The sequence below is a fragment of the Afifella sp. IM 167 genome (genome assembly GCF_020144925.1).
GTDB lineage: Bacteria > Pseudomonadota > Alphaproteobacteria > Rhizobiales > Afifellaceae > Afifella.
This window is the reverse complement of record NZ_NSLC01000009.1, coordinates 38,467-61,777: the sequence shown is the minus strand read 5'-3', so window position 1 is coordinate 61,777 and position 23,311 is coordinate 38,467. Positions and strand designations below refer to the sequence as shown.

Sequence of the window (23,311 nt, the reverse complement as noted above, 5' to 3'; positions counted from 1 at the left end):
TCTCGATAATATTTCGAGTTTTGGATTGCCTGCGGCTCCGGAAAATCCTGAAACTGCTCTTATAAACCAAATTTTTATCGGATTTATTGCTTGCCGGCGGCCATCCGCCCTGGCCTCAGCGCAGCGCCCGCGGCACGACATCCGGCGTGAAGGGGCGCGGCACAGGCGGCCCGCCGCGCACGGGCAGAAGGACCCGGGCCGAACCCGGGGTGCTCTCCGCACCCGCCTCGTTGCGGATGCCGATCTCAAGATCGGCGAGACCGAAGGCGCCGGCACGTTGGAGGCCGGCAACACGGCCCCAGGCGGTCAGCACCTCGCCCGGCACGTTCATGGCACGAAACTGAAGGCGGACCTGCCAGGCCCAGCCCCCCTTCCCTGCCCAGCGCGAAAGGAGCTGCAGGAGCACGTGCTGCTTCCACGATCCGCTTACGAGGATATCCGGAAGCCTGTCGTGCTCGATGGCGTAGGGCCGGTCGTAGTGGATGCGGTGCCAGTTCTCGATGGCCGACGACCAACGCATCAGGTGGGCGGGACTGAGAGGCCCCTTGACGAGATCGGCGAGTGCGTCGCCGACGGAAACGTCCTCGAAGACACGCTGCGGCTCCTCGCTCATCGCATGATCACCGTCTCGACGGTTTCGAGGAGCGGCTCGCCGTCGGCCGTCGCATAGGCGTCCGCAATGAGGAGGAAGAGGCTGCCGCCGGAGCGGCCCTCGCGATGATAGATATCGCGGTAACTGCTCGCACGCCGCACCCTTTCGCCGATGCGCACGAGACGGAAGAAGGAATAGGCATAGCCGCCGTTGAGCAGCCGGCTGAAGGGAAAGTCGATCGCCGGCAGGCCCGGGCGGAACGAACGCCGCAGCCCGTCGAACCCGGCATCCGTCATCGCCTCCAGGGGATCGGCCTCGTCGAGCCCGCGACGGAACATGTGCATGGGAAAGGCAGGCGGGGCGAAACGGAGCGTCCCGTCCTCGTCGCAGTAGCGGGCGGGATCGTCCATCGACGCCTGAATGAAGCGGCGAACCTCGCTTGCCTCCACCGGATGGGTCGCTTCCACTTCGGGCGCGCCGGCGCCCATCAGAGGCTTCAGTTCACCCAGATAGCTGGCAAGCGAGCGCCCCGTTTCGGCAGCCGTCATCGCGCGCCCTCCTCCGGGACACCGACGGCGCCTTCGGCGATCAGCCGCTCAATCTCTTCCGCGCCATAGCCGGACGCGGCGAGGATTCGCCTGGAATCGGCACCCAGGGACGGAGCCGGGCTGCGGCTCGTCATGTCGAAGCCGCTGGCGCGAAATGGCAGTTTCGGCACACGTCCGGTCCTGGCGCCGGGAAACTCGGCCTCGACCAGCTGGCCGCTCTCGGCAAGCTGGCGCTCGGCGGCAAGCTCGTCCGGCCGCCGCAACGGCGCAAAGGGCACTTTCGCCGCCTCCAGTCGGCCGAGCACTTCGGCGGAATCCATTGCGCCGATCACCCCCTCGATCCTTTCGTTGAGCACGGGCCGCGCGGCAGCCCTCGCGGCGTTATCGTGGAAGCGCTCGTCGGAAAGGAGCTCCTGCAGGCCGAAAGCCTCACAGAAGCGCTCGAAATGCGCATTGGAGACGATGCCGATGAAGATCTCCTGGCCGTCGGCAGCGGCGAACAGACGGTAGACGCCCCAACCCATGCGGGTGCCCTGCTGAATCTCCGAGATCGGAACCGACGTCTCGCCGCTGTACTGTGCGGCCGCCATCCACTGGCCGACCCAATAGACCGAGGTCTCGAAGAGTCCGGCGGTGATGTACTGCCCCTCGCCGTCCTCCGCATCGCGCGCCCGGAGCGCCGCCAGCACCGCTATCACGCCATAAGTCGCGGCACCCACATCGATGACGGATGCTCCGGCGCGCATCGGCCTGCCCGGCGGGCCGGTCATATAGGCGAGCCCGCCCATCATCTGGGCGAGTTCGTCAAGCATTGGCAGTTCCTGCAGCGGCCCCGGCAAGAAGCCCTTGATCGACAGCCAGATGAGGCCGCGATTGGTGCCGACCAGCCGCTCATAGCCGATGCCAAGCCGCTCGGCAGCGCCGTAGGCGAAATTGTCGACGACGATATCGGCATCGCGCGCGAGGCGCAGGAAGACCGCCTTGCCGCCGCCCTTCAGATCGAGGGCTATGCTTTGCTTGTTGCGATTGAGGAAGCCGAACATGGCGGCCGTCGGGCCGGGCATCTGGCGCGCCTGATCGCCCGACAAGGGCTCGACCTTGATCACCTCCGCGCCGAGATCGGCAAGGATCTGCCCCGCCGTCGGGCCGGAGACGATGTGGCCAAGCTCCAGCACCTTCACATCGTGCAGCGGCAGGGCCGAAGTCTTCGAGGCGCCGCGCATCATGGCCCGGCCCTAGACCGTCGCGTTCAGATAGCTATCGAGGACGGCATTGAAGGCCTGCGGCCGCTCGTACTGGATCCAGTGTCCCGCGCCCTCCAGATAGGTCTCGCCGGCAAGGCCAAGCGTCGAAGCCGCCTTCTGCAGGGCGGCGATATCGGTGCGGTAGAGAGCGTCCTCGCGCCCCCAGATGCCATAGGCCGGGCACGTCCAGCGGCCCGCCAGACGCGGCAGGATCGGCTGCATGACCTGGCTGCGGCCCCGCACCCGGTCGCGCGGGATGTTCTTCTGCTGGATGAGGAGCGCCAGATCGTCCGCCGCCGCGGGATCGGACAGCATCAGCGCGTTCAGATTGAAGCGCAGGACGTCCTCCCGTTCCTGCGGATCGGTGACGTTGCGCAGGGATTTGAGCTGCGGCGACTTTTCGATGATGCCGAAGCCGGCAACGCTGACGAAGACGAGGCGATCGAGGTTCACCGGCGCCTCGGCTGCGATGAGACCCGCAACCAGCCCGCCAAACGAAAATCCGACGAGGTCGAAACTCCGGTCGTCAAGCACCTCGGAGATCCCATTGCACACGTGAGGTGCCACGCTATCGGCATCGACGACGTCTTCCGGCAGATCGGAATCGCCGAAACCCGGCATGTCGGGCACCCAGACGGACCGGCGCCGCGCCAGAAACGGGATGGTCCGGATCCAGTGCGTCCAGCTTCCGGACCCGCCGTGCAGGAGAACGACGGGCCGGCCCTCACCCCATTTGCGCCAGACCATGACGGCGTCGTCGCCGCATCGCGTGGTCTTGCGAATGGCGGCGTCGTCGACGCGCTGGAGAAGCTCTTCCGCCTCGGGCCGCGCCGCCGTCAGGGACGACATGAAATGCGTGCCTGCCGCAGCCGCACATGGCGCGGGCCAGTCTGTCTTGTCTTCCTCATCGCGCCCTCCCCCGGCGGCATCAGCCACCGCTCGTGACCTTGCAAGCCTATCGGCGCCTTCGCACCAGCGTCAACTCATATCCGATATTTTATCGACTCTTGTTTCCTTGGTTCCGCATTCGATATACGATGCTCCACCAAACCCAAACTTTTCTCGATTTCAATTGACAGGGTGGAGCCGCGCGATTTGATAGGCTGCGCCATCCCTGTCGGCGCCGCCCGCGGCCAACGGCGCAAACGCCGCGTCCGGGAGCGGCCCACCGGGAAGGTCCAATGCCTGGAGACTTCATGACCGCCATCTTGCGCGACGTATCCCTCGCCGACCGCTTCGAGGCTTCGGAGGGAACCGTGCTCCTGTCCGGCATCCATGCCCTGGTGCGGGCGATGCTCGAGCAGCGCCGCCGTGATGCGGCGGCCGGCCTCAACACGGCGGGATTTGCCTGCGGCTACCGCGGCTCACCGATCGGAGGCCTCGACCGGGAATTCGAGCGCCAGGAAACGCTGCTCACGGAGCACCACATCCGCTTCCAGCCGGGCGTCAACGAAGAGCTCGCGGCGATGGCCGTCTGGGGCAGCCAGCAGGTCAATCTCTACGAAGGCGGCCGGTACGACGGCGTCTTCGGCCTGTGGTACGGCAAGGGCGCCGGCGTCGACCGCTCCATCGACGTCCTGCGCCACGCCAATGCGGCCGGAAGCGCCCCCTTCAGCGGCGCACTCGCCGTGATGGGCGACGATCACTTGGCGAAGTCTTCCAGCCAGCCGCACAATTGCGAGGTCACCTGCACCGACCTGCAGATGCCGCTCCTCTTTCCCGCGAGCGTCCCGGAGGTGGTGGAATATGCGCTCGCCGGCTGGGCGATGTCGCGCCATTCCGCCTGCTGGACAGCGCTCAAGATCCTGCCGGAGATCGCCGACGCAACCGCCACGTTCGACCTGGCGCGGCTGCCGCACTTCGTGACGCCGCCGGCGCCGGAAGGAATCCATATCCGCACGCCCGACCCGTTCCTGGAGCAGGAAACCCGCCTGGTGCGCGTAAAGATCGACGCCGCGCGTGCCTTTGCGCGAGCGAACGGGCTCGACAAGACGATCTTCAAGGCCGCCCGGCCCCGCTTCGGCATCATGGCGTCCGGCAAGGCCTATCTCGACGTCTTCGAGGCGCTGCGCCTCCTCGGCCTGTCGCCTGGGGACGCCGCCGAGCTCGGCCTGTCGCTCTACAAGGTGGCGATGCCCTTTCCGCTCGAGCCGGAAGGCGCGGCCGGCTTCGCCGCCGGTCACGAAAGGCTCCTCGTGGTGGAGGAGAAGCGGCCCGTCATCGAGCAGCAGCTCAAGGACCTTCTCTACAACCGGCCGGCCGGCGAGCGGCCGCAGATCGTCGGAAAGCAGGACACCGACGGCTCCATCCTGGTGCCGCGCGACGGCGAGACGACGCCGCAGCTCCTCGCCGCGATCATCGGGCGCGGCCTGCTCGACACGCCAGCCGCGGAGCGCATCCGGGCGCGGCTGGAGAGGCTGAGCGAACCGCAGGCGCCGCAGGCGCCCGCGCCGGTCTCCCGAATCCCCTTCTACTGCCCGGGCTGTCCGCACAACACCTCGACGCAGGTGCCGGACGGCAGCCGCGTGATCGCCGGCATCGGCTGCCACAGCCTTGCCCAGTGGATGGACCGCAGAACCGACGGGCTGACGGTGATGGGCGGCGAAGGCTCCTCCTGGGTCGGCCAGACGCCCTTCACCGACCAGAAGCACGTCTTCACCAATATGGGCGACGGCACCTATTTCCATTCCGGCATCATGCCGATCCGGGCCGCCATCGCCGCCAGGACCAACATCACCTTCAAGGTGCTCTTCAACGATGCGGTCGCGATGACCGGCGGACAGTCCTTCGACGGGCCACTTTCCGTTCCGATGATCACCCGGCAGGTGGACGCGGAGGGCGCCTCGGCCATCGTCGTCGTCACCGACGAGCCGGAACGCTACACATCGCGCGAGGGGCTCGCCCCGCAGACCAGGGTGGAGCATCGCGACGACCTGGAGCGGGTGCAGAAGGAACTGCGGGAGACGGAGGGCGTCTCCATCCTCATCTACGACCAGACCTGCGCGGCGGAGAAGCGGCGCCGGCGCAAGCGCGGCACGATGGAAGACCCGGACCTGCGCGTCGTCATCAACGAGCGCGTCTGCGAGGGCTGCGGCGACTGCTCGGTGAAATCCAACTGCATCGCGGTGGAGCCGGTCCAAACACCGTTCGGACGCAAGCGCCGCATCAACCAGAGCGCCTGCAACAAGGATTATTCCTGCCTGAAGGGCTTCTGCCCGAGCTTCGTCACCGTGGCCGGCGGCAATCTGGCCGCCAACGTGCCCGACCGCGCCCCGCCGGAGGTGCCGGCGGCCGAGGTCATGACCGTCGAGGCGCCCCGCCGCGTCCTCATTTCCGGCATCGGCGGCACCGGCGTCGTCACCGCGAGCGCCCTCCTCGCCATGGCCGCCCATCTGGAGGGCAAGGCGGCGAGCGCGCTGGACCTCACCGGCATGGCGCAGAAGGGCGGCGCGGTCTCCAGCCACATCACCGTGGCGCGCAATGCCGAGGAGATCGGCGCGGCCCGCATCCCGGCAGCCGGGGCCGACCTCGTCATCGCCGCCGACATGGTGTTCACCGCCGCACCGGAGATGCTGAGCCGCATCCAGGCGAACCATTCGGCCATCGTGCTCAACGCCGATATCGCGCCGGTCGGCGAGTTCACCCGCAATCCCCTTTTGGACTTCCAGGAGCCGATGCTGCGCTCGCGGATCGAACGGGCCGCCGGTGGCACGCAGGCGATCCGCGAGATCGCCGCCGCGGAGCTCTCCACGCGGCTGATGGGCGACGCGATCGCCACCAACATGCTGATGCTCGGCTATGCGTGCCAGCAAGGCCTCCTGCCCGTCGGCGCGGCTGCCATGGAGCGGGCCATCGAGCTCAACGGCACGGCGGTGGCGATGAACAAGCGCGCCTTCGCCTGGGGCCGGGCGCTGGCGGCCGATCCGGGCCTTGCCAGCTCGATCCTGAACAGCGCTTCGCAAGAGACGCCGCGCTCGCTCGACGATTACGTCGAGATGGGCGTCGCGGAGCTCACGGCCTACCAGAACCGAGCCTATGGCGCGCGCTATCGCAGGCTGGTGGAAAAGGCACGCGAGGCGGAAGCCCGGCTTGCGCCCGGCCGCAGCGGGCTTGCCGAGGCCGTCGCCCGCTCGGCGCTCAAGGCCATGGCCTACAAGGACGAATACGAAGTGGCGCGGCTCTACACCGACGGCGCCTTCGCCCGAGACCTGCGCGCCCAGCTCGGCGAGACGAAGAGCATGCGCATCCTGATGTCGCCGCCGATCCTGGCGCGCACGGACCCGGCGACGGGCCTGCCGCGCAAGATGAGCTTCGGCGGCTGGATCCTGCCGGTGCTCAGCACGATGGCGCGGATGAAATGGCTGCGCGGCACGCCGCTGGATCCTTTCGGCCGGACCGAGGAGCGACGCGCCGAGAGGCGACTGGTGGAGGATTTCGAGCAGGACGTGGGCGAGATCGCGGACCGCCTCACCCCGCAGAACCATGCGCTTGCCGTCGATCTCGCCGGCCTGCCTCAGGAAATCCGAGGCTTCGGACCGATCAAGGCGGCGGCGATGGAAAAAGCCGCGGCCCGGCGCGCCGGGCTTCTGGAAAGGCTGCGTGCCGGAGAGCCGGAACTGCAGGCGGCGGAATAGGCGTTAGGCGCATCCGAAGCGGCGGGGCGCCCTCAGCTGCGGGCTGCCAGGAACGGCTCGGACTCGATGAAGCCCTGCGCGATGAGCATCTCCACGATGCCGCCCGCCTGAACGATGTCCACGAGGATGCCCGGAAGCGGCATCGCATCGATCTCGCCGCCGCGCGTCAGGTTCTCCACCCGGCCGCGGCGAAAGTCGATACGGGCCGTGTCACCCTCCTCAAACAGCGCCGACACGCCCGGGCAGTTCATCGCCGGCAGGCTGACATTGATGCAGTTGCGCAGGCACAGGCCGTTGATCGATTCCGCGAGGACCGCCCGGATGCCGCAAGTGTGGAGCACGGCGCCGACCGGCCGGCCCGAGCCGAGGCCGAAATTCCGCCCGCCGATCAGGATGTCGCCCTCGCGAACTTCCTTCACCCAGCCCGGCCGGATCGCCTCGAAGCAGAGCATGTGCTGCTCCTCCTTCGGCAGCCGAAAGGCGGAGCCCGGCAGCATCAGGTCGGTGTTGATCTGGTCGCCGAATTTCCACACCCGGCCTTCGCGCACGAGATCCATACCCTCGTCCTTTCCTGTCAGGCCGTGCCGGCGATGGAGCCGCGCGGATCGGTGATCACCCCTGCGATCGCCGAGGCGGCGACCGTGGCCGGCGAGCCCATGTAGATCTCGGCCTGCGAGCTTCCCATGCGGCCCTTGAAGTTGCGGGTGCTCGCCGTCAGGCAGACTTCGCCCGGCGCGAGAACGCCCATGTGGTAGCCGAGGCAGGCGCCACAGGTGGAATTGGTGACGACGGCCCCGGCCACCGTCAGCGTCTCCACCAGCCCCTCGCGAACGGCCTGCAGGTAAATGTCCTGCGAACCCGGCGTCACGATGAGGCGGACGCCCGGCGCCACCTGCCTGCCGGCCACGATGCCCGCGGCGATCCGGATATCCTCGATCTGCCCGTTGGCGCAGGAGCCGATGAAGGCCTGATCGATCGCCACCTCCCGGTCGAAGCGCGAGATCGGCACGCCGTTGTTGGGCACGGCATGCGGGAGCATCACGTAAGGCTCCACCTCTGCAAGGTCGATCACGCGCCGATCGGCGTATTCGGCGTCGGCATCGGGCGCCACCGGCTCCGCCGGCCGGTCGATACGGCCTTCCAGATATTCCGCTGTGATGGCGTCGTATTCGAAGAGCGCGAATTCCGCGCCGATCTCGGCGCACATCGTCGCGATCGTGCGTCGCTCGTTCATGGCGAGAGCGGCGAGCCCCGGGCCGCCAAACTCCACACTCATATTGCTGTGGCCGCCATAGACCTGGGCGATATGGAAGAAGACATCCTTGCCGCTGACAGTGGGCGCGAGCGCGCCTGTGAATTCGTAGCGGATCGTGGGCGTCACCGGATACCAGACGAGCCCCTGCGTCATCGCCTGCAGCGCATCCAGCGGGCCGGCGCCGCGCGCGGCGCAATTGAGCGCACCGGCGGCGCAGCTGTGGGAATCGCAGTTCACCAGGAGCTCGCCGGGGCGGGCGAGCCCCTTCTCCGCAGCCACCACATGCGAGATGCCGTGCCGGCCGAAATCATAGACGTGCTTCAACCCGAATTCCCTGGCAAAGCGCCGGCCCTCCGCCATGCCGGAGGCTTCCTTGATCGTGGGGGCCGGCATGCCATGATCGAAGATGATGGCGATCCTGTCCGGATCGTAGACCTTCTTCGGCCTGTACCAGAAGCCGTCGACGTAAAAGGGCATGTCGAGCTGGACGACGATATCGGGCCGGCACACGGCGATCTCGCCCGGCCCCACGACGGCTGCGCCCGAGGTTCGGGCCAGGATTTTCTCGATGATCGTCGCACCCATTCGAAGGCTCCTCCCCGCCGCCATACGCGCCTTTCAAGGGCTTTTCGCGCGGCTTGAATCCCATCCTCGCCAGCCCACACCCGGACGGCCCCGGTGTCAATGACAAGCTACGATATTGCTTCGATTTTATGACGACTAACTCTCGGAAAACCGCGCCTTCCTAGCAAAAACTCGAATTAATATCGGGATTTTGGTTGACAGTTTTCCTCCGCCCAGAATACGCTTCGCAGCGTCTAGGGTGGTACGGAAAAGCAATACAATGAAAGTCGCTGTGATGGCCGGAGACGGCATCGGGCCGGAGATCGTCGCCCAAGCCGTCAAGGTGCTCAAGGCGCTGGAGCCGCACGGCATCTCCATGGAGATGCGCGAAGGCCTGGTGGGTGCGGCAGCCTATGACGCGACGGGCGATCCGCTGCCGCCGGAGAGCCAGGAACTCGCCGCGTGGTGCGATGCCATTCTCTTCGGCTCGGTGGGCGGCTTCGAATACGAGCACCTTGGGGCGAAGCGCCCCGGGCAGGGTCTCTTGCGGCTGCGGAAGGATCTGGAGCTCTTCGCCAATATCCGGCCCGCATCGGTCTTTTCCGAACTCAAGGACGCTTCGCCACTGCGGGCGGAAATCATCGAGGGCCTCGACCTCGTCATCGTCCGCGAACTGACGGGCGACCTCTATTTCGGCCAGCCGCGCGGCATCTGCACCAAGGACAACGAGCGCGTCGGCTACAACACGATGGTCTACGCCGAATCCGAGGTGGAGCGCATCGCCCACGTCGCCTTCAGGACGGCGATGACGCGCAAGCGCCGCGTCTGCTCCGTCGACAAGGCCAATGTGCTGGAGGCCATGCAGCTCTGGCGCGAGACGGTCGAGAAGGTCGCGCGCGAATATCCGCAGGTGGAACTCACGCACATGTATGTCGACGCCGCCGCCATGATGCTGGTGCGCGAGCCGACCCGCTTCGACGTGATGCTGACGCCGAACCTGTTCGGCGACATCCTTTCCGACGTGGCCTCCATGCTCTCGGGCTCGATCGGCATGATCCCCTCCGCCTCGATCGGCGGCACCAAGAAGGGCCTTTACGAGCCCATCCACGGATCGGCTCCCGACATCGCCGGACAGAACATCGCCAATCCCGTCGCCACCATCCTGTCGGCGGCCATGATGCTTCGGCTTTCGCTCGACTGCCCGCAAGGCGCCGAGCGCATCGAGAAGGCAGTCGGTGCGGCCCTCGCGCAGGGCTATCGCACCGCCGATATCGCCAGGCCGGGCGACAAGCGCGTCGGCACCAGCGAGATGGGGGACGCCATCGCAGCCGCGATCTAGGCAGGCGGCAGAGCCCCCGACGACGGCCCGGCTTCAGGCCAGCCCGAACGCTCCGCAGGGAGCAAAAAAAACGATCAAGGGAGGAATAAGAATGGCTCGATCAAAGGTAAGAATGGTGACGCGACGCCTCTTCTGTGCGGCGGCGGGTCTCGGACTTCTCGCCGCCACGACCCTGTCGGCGCCGGCCGTGGCACAGGACAAGCTGAAGGTGAATATCGGCGTCGCCGGCTTTCATTTCGTGCCGTACATGCCGATCATCCTCGCCCGCGAACTCGGCATGTTCGAAAAGGCCGGCCTCGACGCCGAACTCGTCAGCATCAACGGCGGCTCGCTCGTCGCCACCGCGCTGATCGGCGGCTCCATCGACGTCGCCTCGGGCTACTACGAGCACACGATCACCTTCGCCTCCAAGGGCAAGGACGTGAGAGCGATCGTGCTCACCACCAAGCTGCCGGGCATGGCGCTCTATGTCGCCCCGCCCTCCTTTGACGAGGTGAAGACGGTCAAGGATCTCGCCGGCAAGAGCGTCGGCGTGACGAGCCCCGGCTCGGCCACCGACTTCCTCCTGAAATACATCCTGCGCAAGGATGGCGTCGACGAGAATTCCGTCTCCATCGTCGCCGTGGGCGGGCCCGCCTCCACCATCGCCGCGGCCGAGCAGGGCCAGGTCGCCGCCGTCGTCAACGGCGAGCCCTCCATCACGCCGCTGCAGATGAAGGATCCGGACCGGTTCCGCATCCTCGCCGACACGCGCACCGAGGAAGGCACCAAGGAGCTGTTCGGCGGCGAGTATCCGGCGGCCTCGCTCTACGCCCGCGCCGAATGGATCGATTCCCACCAGGAGGAGGCCCGGCGCCTTGCCAAGGCGATGGTGATGACGCTGCGCTGGATGCACAGCCACACGACGCAGGAGTGGGTCGACACGATGCCTGCGGACATCGTCGGCGAGAACCCCGAGCAGTATCTGCAGATCATCAACAACATGCAGCAGATCTTCTCCGAGACCGGCCGCATCGAGCCCGAGGCAGCCGAGCACCCGTTCGAGCTGCTGAAGGAATCGGTGCCCGAACTGGCTTCGGCGGACGTCGACCTGGCGAACACCTACACCAACGAATTCGCCGACGCGGCGAACAAAGAGCTGGGAACCCAATAGTGCAGACGACAGCTGCGGCTGCGGCTCACGGGGTGCGAGCCATGCCCGAGACGAACGGATCGCCGACGGAGTCGGCGATCCACTTCCAGGACCTGACGGTGCGTTTCGCGACGCCTGCAGGCGACATCCACACGGTCGTGGAAGACATCACCCTCGATATCGACGACGGCAGCTTCGTCGCCGTCGTCGGACCCTCGGGCTGCGGAAAGTCGACCCTTCTCAACGTGGCGGCGGGACTGCTCGTGCCGCCGAAGGGCAACGTGCTGATCTTCAACGAGCCGCTGCAGGGCATCAACAAGCACGCCGCCTATCTCTTCCAGCAGGATGCCCTCCTGCCCTGGCGCACGGTGCTGGAGAATGTGCGGCTCGGCCTCACCTTCCGCGGCGTCGGTTATGCCGAGGCGACGGACGAGGCGGAGAAGTGGATCGCCCGCGTCGGCCTTGCCGGCTTCGAGGACCGCTTCCCGTACCAGCTCTCCGGCGGCATGCGCAAACGCGTCGCCATCGCCCAGAGCTGGATCGTCGATCCGCGCATCCTGCTGATGGACGAGCCCTTCAGCGCGCTGGACATCCAGACGCGCCAGAACATGGAAAACGAGCTTCTCAGTCTGTGGCTGGAGAACCGCAAGACGGTTCTGTTCATCACCCACGACCTGGAGGAAGCCATCGCGCTCGCCGACAAGGTGGTCGTCCTGTCCGCGGGACCGGCACACCTGAAAGGCGTCTACGACGTCGACCTGGAACGGCCGCGCGATGTGATCGAGATCCGCATGGATCCGAAGTTCACCCGCCTCTATCAGCAGATATGGGCGGACCTTCGCGACGAAGTGAAACGGTCTTACGATGAGTCTCGATAGAGTGGCCGCCGACCGCGGCATCGCGATCAGCTCGACGCGCAAGCATACGAGCCGCTGGGTCATCCTCGCCCTGCAGATCTTCACCTTTGTGTTCATCGTGCTGGTGTGGGAATTCGGCGCCCGCCTCGGCTATATCGACGAATTCTTCTTCAGCAAGCCGACCGACATCGCCGCCCTCATCTACAAGTGGTTCGCGACCGGTTTCATCTGGCTGCATCTCGGCACGACGCTGCTGGAGGCCTTTCTCTCCTTCGTGATCGGTACGATCCTCGGCATCATCTTCGGCGTGGCTCTCGCCCGCATCGACCTCTTATGCGCGGTGCTGGATCCCTATATCCGCATCCTCAACGCCCTGCCGCGCGTCATCCTCGCGCCGATCTTCCTGATCTGGTTCGGTCTCGGCCTGACCTCCAAGGTCGCGCTGGGCATCTCCCTCACCTTCTTCGTCGTCTTCTTCAACACGCTGCAGGGCGTGCGCGAGGTCGACAACGTCATCCTCAACAACGCCCGCATGCTGCAGGCGAGCGACCGCCAGCTGATGCGCTACGTCTACATGCCGTCGGCGATGTCATGGATCCTGTCGAGCCTGCATGTCTCGATCGGCTTTGCCCTCATCGGCGCGGTCATCGGCGAATACATGGGCTCCACCCACGGCATGGGCTACCTCGTGGCGCAGGCCCAGGGTCTGTTCAACACCACGGGCGTGTTCGCCGGCCTCATCGTGACGAGCACCCTCGTCCTCGCCATCGACATGGGCATCATCCGGCTGGAGAGATATCTCCTGCGCTGGCGCCCCAAGCACTGAAACCCAAAAGACGGCGGCCCTCGCCGCCGTGCTGGAGCGCTTCGGGGCCGCCCCTTGCAGGAGACGTGACCCTTAGGCCTGCCGCGCCCGACAGCCAGGACACCGGCCAAGACATCGAAGAGGACAAAAAGAACGTGACGCGTATTTTCGGTTTTGTGGGCATCGGCCGCATGGGCGGGCCGATGTCGAAGCGCCTGATCGATGCGGGCTATGAGCTCGTCGTCTTCGACAAGAACGAGGCGGCGCTGGAGCCCCTCCTCGCCCTCGGCGCGACGAAGGCCGCCTCGCCGCGCGAGGTGGCCGACCAGGCGGAGATCGTCCTCACCAGCCTGCCGACGCCCGACATCCTGGAGCGCGTGGCGCTCGGCGAGGACGGCGTCTCCTCCGGCTCCAAGGCGCGTATCCTGCTCGACGTCTCCACCACCGGCCCCGGCACGGCCAAGCGGGTCGCCGAAGGGCTGGCGGCGAAGAACATGCAATGGGTCGACTGCCCCGTCTCCGGCGGCATCGCCGGCGCCACCAACGGCACGCTCGCCCTGATGGTCTCCTGCCCGCAGGCGACCTTCGATGAGGTGGAGCCGATCGCCAAAACCTTCGGCAAGGTCTTCTTCGTCGGCGAGGAGCCCGGCCTCGGCCAGGTCGTCAAGCTCGCCAACAACATGCTGGCCGCGGCCGCCATCGCCCTCAGCGCTGAGGCGCTCGCCATGGGCGTCAAGGCCGGCATCGATCCGAAGGTGATGCTCGACATCATCAATGTCAGCACCGGCCGCAATTCGGCGACGCAGGACAAGTTCCCCAAGGCCGTGCTGCCGGGCACCTTCGACTTCGGCTTCGCCACCGCCCTCTCCTACAAGGATGTGCGCCTGTGCGTCGACGAGGCCGAGGCCATGGGCGTGCCCATGATCGCCGGATCGCTGGTGCGCCAGATGCTCGCCATCACCAACCGCAAATACGGCCCCGATTCCGACTTCACATCCATGGTCAAGGTCGTCGAGGACTGGGCCGGCGTCGAAATCCGCGAGCGCCATTCGTGAGATCGCGCCGGGCGTGGCGCCAAGCCCGTCCGACGCCCTTTGCCCGTCCGGCGGCCGAGGCGGCCGGATGATCTTTGGCGTCATCGGCGCCGCAACACCCTCCCCGGAAGGAATGAAGCATGGACCAGAAAACCTTTGAACGTGGGCTGGAAATCCGCAAATCGGTGCTCGGCGCCGAGTTCGTGGAAAAATCGATCGCCAGCGCCGACGACTTCAACCTGCCCATGCAGGAGCTGGTCACCGAATATTGCTGGGGCGCCGTGTGGGGCCGCGAGGAGCTGCCGAAGAAGATACGCTCGATGCTGAACCTTGCGATGATCAGCGCGCTGAACCGGCCGCACGAACTCAAGATGCATGTGCGCGGCGCGCTCAGGAACGGCGTCACCAAGGAGGAAATCCGCGAAGTCTTCCTGCAGGTGGCGATCTATTGCGGCGTGCCGGCCGCCGTCGATTCCTTCCGCGTCGCCCGCTCCGCCTTCGACGAGGAAGCGGCCGGCAAATAGCCGCGGCCAGCGGGGCGCCTGGGCGTCCCTCTCCTTAAGGCTGCCGCCAAAGCGCCCCTGCCAGAACGCATGCGGGCCGGAGCGTCTGCTCCGGCCCGCATACACCGCAGCAACGCTGCGGCAGATCCATCAAAAGCCCGCGTCAGTTGCCGGCCTTCACGAGGGGGCAGTTGCCTTCGTCGAGCGGGCGCACGGCCTCTTCGGCCGGCAGGCGTGAGACGAGCTTGTAGAAGTCCCAGTCGCCCTTCGATTCGGCCGGGGACTTCACCTCGTAGACATACATGTCGCGCACCACGCGGCCATCGATGCGCAGCTTTCCATTGTCGGTCATGAAGTCGTTGATCGGCAGATCCCGCATCTCCTCCATCACCTTGTCGGCGTCGGTGGTCCCGGCCGCCTTGACCGCCTTCAGGTAGTGGCTGACGGCGCTGTAGACACCGGCCTGGATGTAGGTGGGCTTGCGTCCGAGCTTCTTCTCGAAGCGCGCCGACCAGGCCCGCGTGTCATCGTCCTGATCCCAATAGAAGGGCGCGACGAGGTCGAGCCCCTGGGCGTTGTCCAGCCCGAGGGCCTTCACGTCGGTCAGGAAGACGTTGAGGCCGACGAAGGACTGGCCGCTGTTCTGCAGGCCGAATTCGATGCCCTGCTTCAGCGCGTTCACCATGTCGGCGCCGGTATTGGCCAGAGCCACGATATCGGCGCCGGAGGCCTGCGCCTGCAGGAGGAAGGAGGAGAAATCGGAAGTATTGAAGGGCACGCGCACGCTGCCCGCGACCTCGCCGCCGGCCTTCTCCAGGAAGGTCGTGGCATCGCGTTCCAGCGCGTGGCCGAAGGAATAGTCGACGGTGATGAAGAACCACTTCTTGCCGCCGGCTTCGGTCACCGAGGTGCCGAGCGCCTTGCCGAGCGCATAGGTGTCGTAGACCCATTGCGCGGCATAGGGCGAGCAGTTCGGGCCGGTGATGTCGGAAGAGGCAGCCGTGGTGATGGCGATCTTCTTCTCGTTGCGGGCCAGCTCGATCACCGACAGCGCGACCGAAGAGCCGGCGAGGTCCGTGATCAGGTCGACGCCGTCCTCCTCGTACCAGCGCCGGGCGATCGCCGAGCCGATATCGGCCTTGTTCTGGTGATCGGCGGAGACGACTTCCACCGGATGGCCGAGCACGTCGCCGGCATCCTCCGCCGCCATCTGGGCGGCGATCACCGAGCCCTCCCCGCCGATGGCGGAATAGGCCGAGGACTGATCGCCCAGGATACCGATCTTCACCGTGTCCTGCGCCTGGGCGAAACTCGCCATCGCGCCGGTGAGCACGATCGCGGCTACGCCAACGGCACCTAATTTCTGTCTCATCGCGCTTCTCTCCCTTGTATTCTTATCGCGAGCGGGCGACCGGGTTCGGCGCGCTACGCTCCGTCTCCTCTTCGCCGTATGGGCAGACGCAACGCTCCGCATGCGGCTTTCGGGAGACCTTTTCCTTACGCAGCGAAGGCGCGACGGGTCAATGTGCGTGACGTTTTTTTTCGAGTAAATTTTGGTTTTTAAATCCCCATCCGCATCATGAGATGCAATGCGCCGTGCACAGGCGGCCTGCCATCTTTTCTCTGATTTCCATGCTTTTTGTGCCGATGCACCATCGGATGGCGTGCCCTCCTACCCTCCCGACACAAGCCGATATATATTCGGAAATGCTTGACATGATCGGTCGAGCACATGCCATATCGATGCCCACAGCCAGCGCGGAGGACGTCATGGCTTGTGGCACCTTCGATTGAACGCGAGACTGATCAGCCATGCATGGTTTGGTTCAATACGAGCCGCTTCTCCTCAGCCGGATCCTTCAGTTCGCGGCCGAGAATTTCGGCCGCGTTCCCGTCATCTCGTGGAGCCCTGAGGGGATATTGCGCTACGATTACGCAGCGCTCGAAGGGCGTTCGCGCCGGCTTGCCTCGGCGCTGCGCAAGCACGGCCTCGGCGAAGGCAGCGTAGTCGGCTCGCTCGGCGGCAACGATCACCGTCATGTCGAGCTCTTCTACGCCGCGCCGGGCATCGGAGCCGTCCTCCACACCGCCAATGCGCGCCTCGCGGCCGAACAAATCGCCTATACGGTCAATGTCGCCGGCGAGCGCATGCTCTTTTCCGATCCGGCCTCGCTGCCGCAGATCGCCGAGATGCGCCCGCATCTGACGAACCTCGAGACGGTCGTCGTGATGGCGGAGGGCCAGCCCGAACCGTTGCCCGGCATTGCCCGTGTCATCGGCTACGAAGAGCTGATCGCGGAGGGTGACGAGGCCTTCGAATGGCCGAGCTTCGACGAACGGGCAGCCTCAACGCTGTGCTTTACCTCCGGCACGTCCGGCGATCCGAAGGGCGTCCTCTATTCGCATCGCGGCACTTATCTCTCGGCGGTTTCGATCGCGGCGCCAAACTACTGGGGCATCGGTCATGACGACACCGTGCTGGCGATGGCCCCGATCTGCCACTGCAACGCCTGGGCCGCGCCCTATCTCGCGCCGATGGCGGGCGCCGGCCTCGTCCTGCCCGGCCGCAGCTTCGACGGACCGAGCGTCCATCGGATGATCACGGAGGGCGGCGTGACGGTGGCGACCGGGGTGCCCACCATCTGGCTCGGCGTGCTGGAGCATTGCCGGCGCACCGGCCAGGATCTCGGCCGGCTCAACCGGGTCGTGGCCGGCGGATCGGCGCCGCCGCCGGAACTGATCCGCGTCATGGCGCAGGATTTCGGCGTCAGGACGCTGCAGGTCTGGGGGATGACGGAGACCACCCATGCCGCAACGATGCGCGCCACCGGGACGGACGTGGAATCGGAGGCCTGGAAAGCGGCGCCGCAGGGCCGGCCGACCTTCGGCACACGCATCCGCATCGTCGACGATGCCGGCGAGCCGCTGCCGCGCGACGGCGCAACGCGCGGCCAGCTCCAGGTGCGGGGAAGCTGGGTCGCGACCTCTTATCTCGGCCGCGACGACGTCGTTCTGTGCGACCCGGACGGCTGGCTCAACACCGGCGATGTCGCCGCACTGAGCGAAGACGGGCAGCTGCGCATCGCCGATCGGATCAAGGACGTCATCAAATCCGGCGGCGAGTGGATCAGCTCCATCGATCTGGAAAACGCGGCGATCTCGTTTCCCACCGTTTCGGAAGCAGCCGTCGTGGGCGTGCCGCATCCGCGCTGGATGGAGCGCCCGATCATGGTGGTCGTTCCGCGGGAGGGCGAGAGGCTGGACGAGAACGCGCTCCGCGCCTTCCTGCAAGAGCGGGTGCCCAAGCTCTGGCTTCCCGATGCGATCGTCGTGGTCGAAGAGCTGGAGTACACCTCCACCGGCAAGGTGAAGAAGAGCGTGCTGCGCGAGCGTTATCAGGCGCTCCTCAGCGAAGAAGCTGCCGGCTAGAGCTCGGGCAGCGAACCGGCCTTTCGCCTTGTGGGTGAATCGCTTGCGGGCCAATGCGCACAAAGCGATTCCGGTTCATGCGCGGGCCGCGCGGACGTTTCGCGCCGATTGCGGCAGCACGAAAGGCGCTCCCGCCTGTGGCACCGCGCCGACGCCGAGACGGCACTCGAACACCTCGGCAAGGAGATCGTCGGTCAGCACATCCTCCGGCCGTCCGGCGGCATGTGCTTTTCCCTGACGCATCATCACGATCTTCTCGGCAAACATGGCCGCCAGATTGAGGTCGTGGAGGACCGTGACCACCCCGCCGCCGCCGCAGGCGAAATCGGCGGCGAGCTCCATGATGGCGAGCTGGTGGCGGATATCGAGCGAGGAGACCGGCTCGTCGAGGAACAGCCAGCGGGGCACGCCGTCGAGAACGGGCGTCCAGACCTGACAGAGAACGCGGGCGAGCTGCACGCGCTGCTGCTCGCCGCCCGAAAGCTCCTGGTAGAAGCGGCCGGCAAAGCCTGCGAGATCGACCCGGCGGAGCGCCTCCAGCGGCAGCCTTTCGGCCTCGGCCCTCGGCAGACGCGACCAGCCGCCGGCAAGGCCCAGCCGGACGATCTCCAGCACCGTGAAGGGAAAGGAAAGCGCCGTCTTCTGCGGCAGGACGCCCCGCGTCTCGGCAAGCTCCCAAGGCTTCTGACGGCGCATGTCGCGGCCATTGAGGCGGATCGCGCCCGTCGAGGCGATCTCGCCGCAGACGGCGCGCAGCAGCGTCGTCTTGCCCGATCCGTTCGGTCCGACGATCGCCGTCAGTTCGCCGGCGCGTGCGGCAAAAGAAATGTCCGACAGGATGACGCGCCCGCCGAGCTTCACCGTCAGGTTTTCCACCTCGATCATGACGGCCTCACAGGTCAAGCACGCCGCGCCGGCGAAGCAGGATCCAGAGAAAGAAGGGGGCGCCGACGGCGGCCGTGACGATGCCGATGGGAAACTCCGCCGGGGCGACGATGGTGCGGCTGACGGCGTCGGCGAGAAGCAGCATCACCGCGCCCAAAAGCGCCGAGGCCGGGATGAGGTAGCGGTTGTCCGGCCCGATCACCAGGCGCAGCAGATGCGGCACGACGATGCCGACGAAGCCGATGCCGCCGGAGACGGCGACCGAGGCGCCCGTGGCGCCGGCGACCGAGACGATGGCGATCAGCTTCATGCGCTGGACGGGAATGCCGAGATGGTGGGCCGTCGCCTCGCCAAGCGAGAGGGCGTTGAGCGCGCGGGCGAGGAAGGGCGCGGCCAGAAGGGCGAGGAGGATGATGGGGCCGGCGGCGGCGATCTTCGTCCAGGTCGCCCCGGCGAGCGAGCCCAGGCCCCAGAAGGTGAGATCGCGCAGCTGCGCATCGTCGGCAAGGAAGACGAGGATGCCGGACAGCGCCCCGGCGAGCGCGCCGAGAGCGATGCCGGCAAGCAGCATCGTGGCGATCGAGGTCTGCCCGCGCCGCGTCGCCACCCGGTAGAGGATGAAGGTGGAGACGAGGCCGCCGAAAAAGGCGGCGAGCGGCAGGGTGAAGATGCCGAAGAGAGCCAGAAAGGGGCCGAGCACCGTCGTGCCGAGAACGATGACGGAAATCGCCCCGAGGCCGGCGCCCGCCGAGACGCCGACAAGGCCGGGATCGGCGAGCGGGTTGCGGAAAAGGCCCTGCATGACGGCGCCGGAGACGGCGAGCGAAGCACCGACCAGGCTTCCCAGGATCGCCCGCGGCAGGCGGATTTCGCCGATGATCAGCCTGTCGCGCGCGCTCACCCCCTCCCCGCCGGAGAAGAAAAGCTCCCGCAGGAGCGGCAGCGGCGAGACGTCGGAGGCGCCCGCCGTCAGGCTGAAGAAGAAGGTCAGGACGAACGCTGCCAGGAGGGCGACCAGCGCCACCCTTGCCCAAAGGGAGCGGTCGCCTTCGATGTGCCGGCGGCCGAAGCTGGCGGGGGCGGCAAAACTGTCGAGGGACATCTTCCGGCGCTCCCTTTGCCTCAGTGGAGGGCGCTCTCGCCATAGAGCGCGGCGAAAAGCTCGCGGGCCGCATCGGGCGTGCGCGGACCGAATCCGAGGAGATAGAGCCCGTCCATGCGGATGAGGTTCCCCGCCTCGCCCGCCGGCGTCGCCTTCAGGGCCGGACTTTGAAGGATCCCGGCCGCCGCGTGCCCGTCCGCCTCGCCCCGATCCATCATCAGGATAGCGTCGGGCGCCGCCTCGATCAGTGCTTCGTCAGTGAGCGCCTTGTAGCCGGAATAGCCCGTCACGGCATTGACGCCGCCGGCAAGGCGGATGATGGCGTCGGCGGCCGTGTCGGTGCCCGCCGCAAGCACCTTGCCGCCCTGGACGGAGAGGATGAAGAGGACGCGCTTGCGGTCATTCACGCCGGAGACGGTCCTTGCGAGCCTCTCCATCTCGGCCTTCACAGAGCCGGCGAGCTTTGCTGCCCTCTCCTGCGCCCCGAGCGCCTCGCCGACCTTCTCGATCTTCCGGACCACGCCTTCGGCGCTGTAGCCTTCCGGGATGGTGACCAGCGGCACGCCGGAGGATTCGAGCACCGCCATCGTCTCCGGCGGGCCGCTGCCTTCGATCGAGAGGATGCCGTCCGGCCCGACCGAGAGGACGCCTTCGGGGGAGAGCTGGCGCATGTAGCCGATATCGGGCAGCGCCTTCGCGGCCTCCGGCCAGGTGCTCGTCGTGTCGCGCGCGACGAGGCGGTCCTCCTCGCCGAGGGCATAAACGATCTCCGTCACCGAACCGCCGATGGCGACGAGCTTGCCCTCATCGGGGAGCCTTTCGGCTGCCGACGTCGTGCCCGGCGCCAGGATCGCCGCGACCAGGAAGGCCATCAGCAACTCGCCGACCCTGCCCCTGCCGATGGCCCCATGCGCCTTCCCGCCAGCCTTCCCGGCCAGCCGCTCATCTGAACTGATGCAATTGTGCAACGCTTTCCTCACGGATCTCGATCCCGTCCGTAAAATGTTGACGCCAAATATCAGGTTTTATACCTCCAGCAAAATATGAAATTTGGCGTCATCTTTTTGTGAGGCCGCAACAAGGAAGGACTGGGGTCATGCGGGGAAGTCACAGCGTACTGCATGCGGGGGCTGGAACGAGCGGGAGTGCGGCCCGCAAAGGCCTTCTCCGCGCGCTGCTCATGGGGGCTGCCGTGATCGCGCTTGCGCCCGCGGCCGGAGCGCAGGAGGCGCCGGTGGAAGCGGCCGTGGGGGCGGAGGCCGCACCGGCCAGCGACGCAGCGGTTCTCCTCGACCCGATCTCCGTCATCAGCCGTACCGGCGAGACGGAGAACGAGAGCATGGCCTCCGTCAGCGTCGTCGACGAAGAGGAAATCGCGCGCAAGATGGCGACGACGCCGCTCGGTCTCTTCAACGACGTACCGGGCGTCAGCATCCAGGCCGACGCCAAGCGCACCAACTCCTCCATCAATATCCGCGGCCTGCAGGATTTCGGCCGCGTGCAGGTGATCGTCGACGGGGCGCGGCAGAATTTCCAGCGCTCCGGCCACGGTACGCAGAGCGTCTTCTGGGTCGATCCGCTGCTGCTGAAGCAGGCGGAGGTGATCCGGGGGCCCGTGGCCAACACCTATGGCTCCGGCGCCATCGGCGGCGTCGTCATGTTCGAGACCAAGGATGCGCGCGACTTCCTGCGCGAATGGGAGACCTACGCGCTCGCCGTGACGGGCCAGTACGAATCCAACGGCAGCGGCTGGACGACGAGCGCCGTCGGCGCCTACCGGATCAACGACAGGATCGACGTTCTCGGCAACGTCGTCTGGCGCGACTACGGCGCCTATGAGGACGGCGCCGGCGATACCGTCCGCAACAGCGATTTCGACATCCTCAGCGGCATGCTGAAGACCTCGATCCGCCCGACCGAGAACAGCGAGGTGAAGCTCGGCTGGATCGGTACCGACGACGACTGGAGCGAACAGTCGGGCAATTCCGACCTCGACCTGCAGCAGAACACCTTCACCGGCCGCTACCACGTCACGGACGAGGAAAAGAGCTGGCTCGACCTCCACCTCAACACCTCGCTCAACATGGCGCGGCTGGAGCAGACCTACCGGGCGAACGTCTCGCAGTTCAATCCGTCGACCGGCCGGCCGGTGACGATCCCCGCGGGCTCGAAGACCAATTACGACCTCGATACCTACGGCATCGACGTCTGGAACACCTCTCGCTTTGCGACGGGGATCGCCGAGCACGAGCTGACCTATGGCGGCGACTGGCTGCGCGACGAGGTCGATACGTCGAGCCCGATCGGCGGCAGCGACTTCTACACCCCCTCGGGCACGCGCGAGACCTGGGGCGCCTATGTTCAGGAGAAGGTGGACATCGGCTGGTTCGAGGCGATCGGAGCGCTGCGCTACGACAGCTACGAGCTGGAGGGCACCAATACCAAGAGCTCCGGCGACCGGGTCTCGCCGCGCCTGACGCTCGGGCTGTCGCCCTTCTCGGGCGAGGCGTTCGGAGGCCTTCAGGTCTACGGCACCTATGCGGAGGGGTACCGCTCGCCCTCCACGAGCGAGACGCTGATCAGCGGCCTGCATCCGGCCGGCGTCGTCTTCCCGTTCCTGCCGAACCCGGACCTTCAGCCGGAAGTCGGCAAGACCTGGGAGATCGGCGTCAACTACAAGCGGGACGGGCTCTTCCGCGCCGACGACCGGCTGCGCCTCAAGGCCGCCTACTACCGCAACAACGTCGAGGACTTCATCGACGGGCAGACGCTCTCGCCCTTCGATCCGACGAGCGGCTGTCCGCTGCGCGCCGACCTCTTCGCCACCGGGAGCTATGCGCCGATCTGCTACCAGTATCAGAACTTCGCCAAGGCAAAGCTGTGGGGATGGGAGTTCGAGGGAACCTACGATGCCGGCTGGGTCTTCGGCGGCGCCAACGTCTCCTTCACCGAAGGCTACCGCGTCGCCGACGGCGTGCGGGAGGATATCACCACCCTGCCCTCCTCCAAGTTCGGCGGTCATCTCGGCTTCCGCCTGCTCGACGAGCGGCTCAGCTTCGGCGGCGAGGTGGAGCACTACGTCGCCCCCGACGCGGCCACCTTCGCCAAGGACTACACGCTGGTGAACGCCTTCGCGCAGTACGACGTCAACGAGAACTTCAGCGCCTCCTTCCGCGCCGAGAACCTCTTCGACGTGCGCTACGCCAACCCGCTCAACGCGACCACGACCTCCGTCGTCTACGAGCCGGGCATGAGCGTGAAGCTGGCGGCCACACTGCGCTTCGGCGGCTGACAGCCGAAGAGGGCCGCCCTTTGGGGGAACCTCAGGGGCGACCCAGACTTGAAAGCCCCGCCAGCTGGCCGGCGGGGCTTTCTTTTTGCGCGCATT

General features: G+C 66.6%; 19 protein-coding genes. 9 read left to right on the top strand and 10 right to left on the bottom strand.

Going from position 1 to position 23,311, the window contains the following annotated elements; translation table 11 throughout:
- Positions 1 to 115: 115 nt before the first annotated feature.
- From CLD20_RS16165 to CLD20_RS16150, 4 genes are read right to left on the bottom strand one after another with little or no spacing between them, the layout of a single operon-like run.
- A complete protein-coding gene (locus CLD20_RS16165; RefSeq protein ID WP_224407697.1) occupies positions 116 to 613 on the bottom strand; it encodes an acyl dehydratase in 498 nt (165 codons plus the stop codon).
- Complete coding sequence (locus CLD20_RS16160; protein WP_224407696.1) at positions 610 to 1,140, bottom strand: MaoC family dehydratase N-terminal domain-containing protein; 531 nt, start codon at positions 1,138 to 1,140, stop codon at positions 610 to 612. The genes CLD20_RS16165 and CLD20_RS16160 overlap by 4 nt, the downstream gene beginning before the upstream one ends.
- Positions 1,137 to 2,366, bottom strand: coding sequence for a CaiB/BaiF CoA-transferase family protein (locus CLD20_RS16155; RefSeq protein WP_224407695.1), 1,230 nt, complete (start codon positions 2,364 to 2,366; stop codon positions 1,137 to 1,139). Before CLD20_RS16155 ends, CLD20_RS16160 begins: the two co-directional genes overlap by 4 nt.
- 9 nt (positions 2,367 to 2,375) lie before the next feature.
- Positions 2,376 to 3,233: an alpha/beta fold hydrolase gene (locus tag CLD20_RS16150; RefSeq protein ID WP_224407694.1), complete on the bottom strand. Its 858-nt coding sequence runs from the start codon at positions 3,231 to 3,233 to the stop codon at positions 2,376 to 2,378.
- 347 nt (positions 3,234 to 3,580) lie between these two features.
- Between CLD20_RS16150 and CLD20_RS16145 the strand changes: the two genes are divergently transcribed.
- Positions 3,581 to 7,018: an indolepyruvate ferredoxin oxidoreductase family protein gene (locus CLD20_RS16145; protein ID WP_224407693.1), complete on the top strand. Its 3,438-nt coding sequence runs from the start codon at positions 3,581 to 3,583 to the stop codon at positions 7,016 to 7,018.
- 32 nt (positions 7,019 to 7,050) lie between these two features.
- On the opposite strand, the gene CLD20_RS16140 is transcribed toward CLD20_RS16145, so the two are convergent.
- Both CLD20_RS16140 and CLD20_RS16135 read right to left on the bottom strand, forming a co-directional pair.
- Positions 7,051 to 7,575, bottom strand: a complete 525-nt coding sequence (locus CLD20_RS16140) for a hypothetical protein (RefSeq protein ID WP_224407692.1) — start codon at positions 7,573 to 7,575, stop codon at positions 7,051 to 7,053.
- A 17-nt stretch (positions 7,576 to 7,592) separates the two neighbouring features.
- Positions 7,593 to 8,858, bottom strand: a complete 1,266-nt coding sequence (locus CLD20_RS16135) for an aconitase/3-isopropylmalate dehydratase large subunit family protein (RefSeq protein WP_224407691.1) — start codon at positions 8,856 to 8,858, stop codon at positions 7,593 to 7,595.
- Positions 8,859 to 9,117: 259 nt separating this feature from the next.
- Here CLD20_RS16135 and leuB point away from each other — a divergent pair, with 259 nt between their 5' ends.
- The 6 genes from leuB to CLD20_RS16105 all read left to right on the top strand — a co-directional run bounded on the left by leuB (position 9,118) and on the right by CLD20_RS16105 (position 14,528).
- Entirely contained in the window at positions 9,118 to 10,176 is a 1,059-nt protein-coding gene (leuB, locus tag CLD20_RS16130) for a 3-isopropylmalate dehydrogenase (protein WP_224407690.1), read from the top strand.
- A 112-nt stretch (positions 10,177 to 10,288) separates the two neighbouring features.
- Positions 10,289 to 11,329, top strand: coding sequence for an ABC transporter substrate-binding protein (locus CLD20_RS16125; RefSeq protein ID WP_224407689.1), 1,041 nt, complete (start codon positions 10,289 to 10,291; stop codon positions 11,327 to 11,329).
- A 41-nt stretch (positions 11,330 to 11,370) separates the two neighbouring features.
- Complete coding sequence (locus tag CLD20_RS16120; RefSeq protein WP_224407688.1) at positions 11,371 to 12,186, top strand: ABC transporter ATP-binding protein; 816 nt, start codon at positions 11,371 to 11,373, stop codon at positions 12,184 to 12,186.
- On the top strand, positions 12,173 to 12,991 hold the full coding sequence (locus CLD20_RS16115) for an ABC transporter permease (protein ID WP_224407687.1): 819 nt from the start codon (positions 12,173 to 12,175) through the stop codon (positions 12,989 to 12,991). Before CLD20_RS16120 ends, CLD20_RS16115 begins: the two co-directional genes overlap by 14 nt.
- Before the next feature lie 134 nt (positions 12,992 to 13,125).
- Positions 13,126 to 14,025: an NAD(P)-dependent oxidoreductase gene (locus tag CLD20_RS16110; protein WP_224407686.1), complete on the top strand. Its 900-nt coding sequence runs from the start codon at positions 13,126 to 13,128 to the stop codon at positions 14,023 to 14,025.
- A 119-nt stretch (positions 14,026 to 14,144) separates the two neighbouring features.
- Positions 14,145 to 14,528, top strand: a complete 384-nt coding sequence (locus CLD20_RS16105) for a carboxymuconolactone decarboxylase family protein (RefSeq protein ID WP_224407685.1) — start codon at positions 14,145 to 14,147, stop codon at positions 14,526 to 14,528.
- A gap of 142 nt (positions 14,529 to 14,670) precedes the next feature.
- On the opposite strand, the gene CLD20_RS16100 is transcribed toward CLD20_RS16105, so the two are convergent.
- Positions 14,671 to 15,879 (bottom strand): ABC transporter substrate-binding protein, encoded by a 1,209-nt coding sequence (locus CLD20_RS16100; protein ID WP_224407684.1) that lies wholly within the window; start codon positions 15,877 to 15,879, stop codon positions 14,671 to 14,673.
- Between the two features lie 440 nt (positions 15,880 to 16,319).
- Here CLD20_RS16100 and CLD20_RS16095 point away from each other — a divergent pair, with 440 nt between their 5' ends.
- On the top strand, positions 16,320 to 17,936 hold the full coding sequence (locus CLD20_RS16095) for a long-chain-fatty-acid--CoA ligase (RefSeq protein ID WP_224407683.1): 1,617 nt from the start codon (positions 16,320 to 16,322) through the stop codon (positions 17,934 to 17,936).
- A gap of 75 nt (positions 17,937 to 18,011) precedes the next feature.
- On the opposite strand, the gene CLD20_RS16090 is transcribed toward CLD20_RS16095, so the two are convergent.
- The 3 genes from CLD20_RS16090 to CLD20_RS16080 are packed head-to-tail and all read right to left on the bottom strand — an operon-like array spanning position 18,012 to position 20,795.
- On the bottom strand, positions 18,012 to 18,821 hold the full coding sequence (locus CLD20_RS16090; protein ID WP_224407682.1) for a heme ABC transporter ATP-binding protein: 810 nt from the start codon (positions 18,819 to 18,821) through the stop codon (positions 18,012 to 18,014).
- A gap of 7 nt (positions 18,822 to 18,828) precedes the next feature.
- On the bottom strand, positions 18,829 to 19,923 hold the full coding sequence (locus tag CLD20_RS16085; protein ID WP_224407681.1) for an iron ABC transporter permease: 1,095 nt from the start codon (positions 19,921 to 19,923) through the stop codon (positions 18,829 to 18,831).
- Positions 19,924 to 19,943: 20 nt separating this feature from the next.
- Positions 19,944 to 20,795: a hemin ABC transporter substrate-binding protein gene (locus tag CLD20_RS16080; RefSeq protein WP_224407680.1), complete on the bottom strand. Its 852-nt coding sequence runs from the start codon at positions 20,793 to 20,795 to the stop codon at positions 19,944 to 19,946.
- Positions 20,796 to 21,157: 362 nt separating this feature from the next.
- Here CLD20_RS16080 and CLD20_RS16075 point away from each other — a divergent pair, with 362 nt between their 5' ends.
- A complete protein-coding gene (locus CLD20_RS16075; RefSeq protein ID WP_370636918.1) occupies positions 21,158 to 23,215 on the top strand; it encodes a TonB-dependent hemoglobin/transferrin/lactoferrin family receptor in 2,058 nt (685 codons plus the stop codon).
- The last annotated feature ends 96 nt before the right edge of the window (positions 23,216 to 23,311 follow it).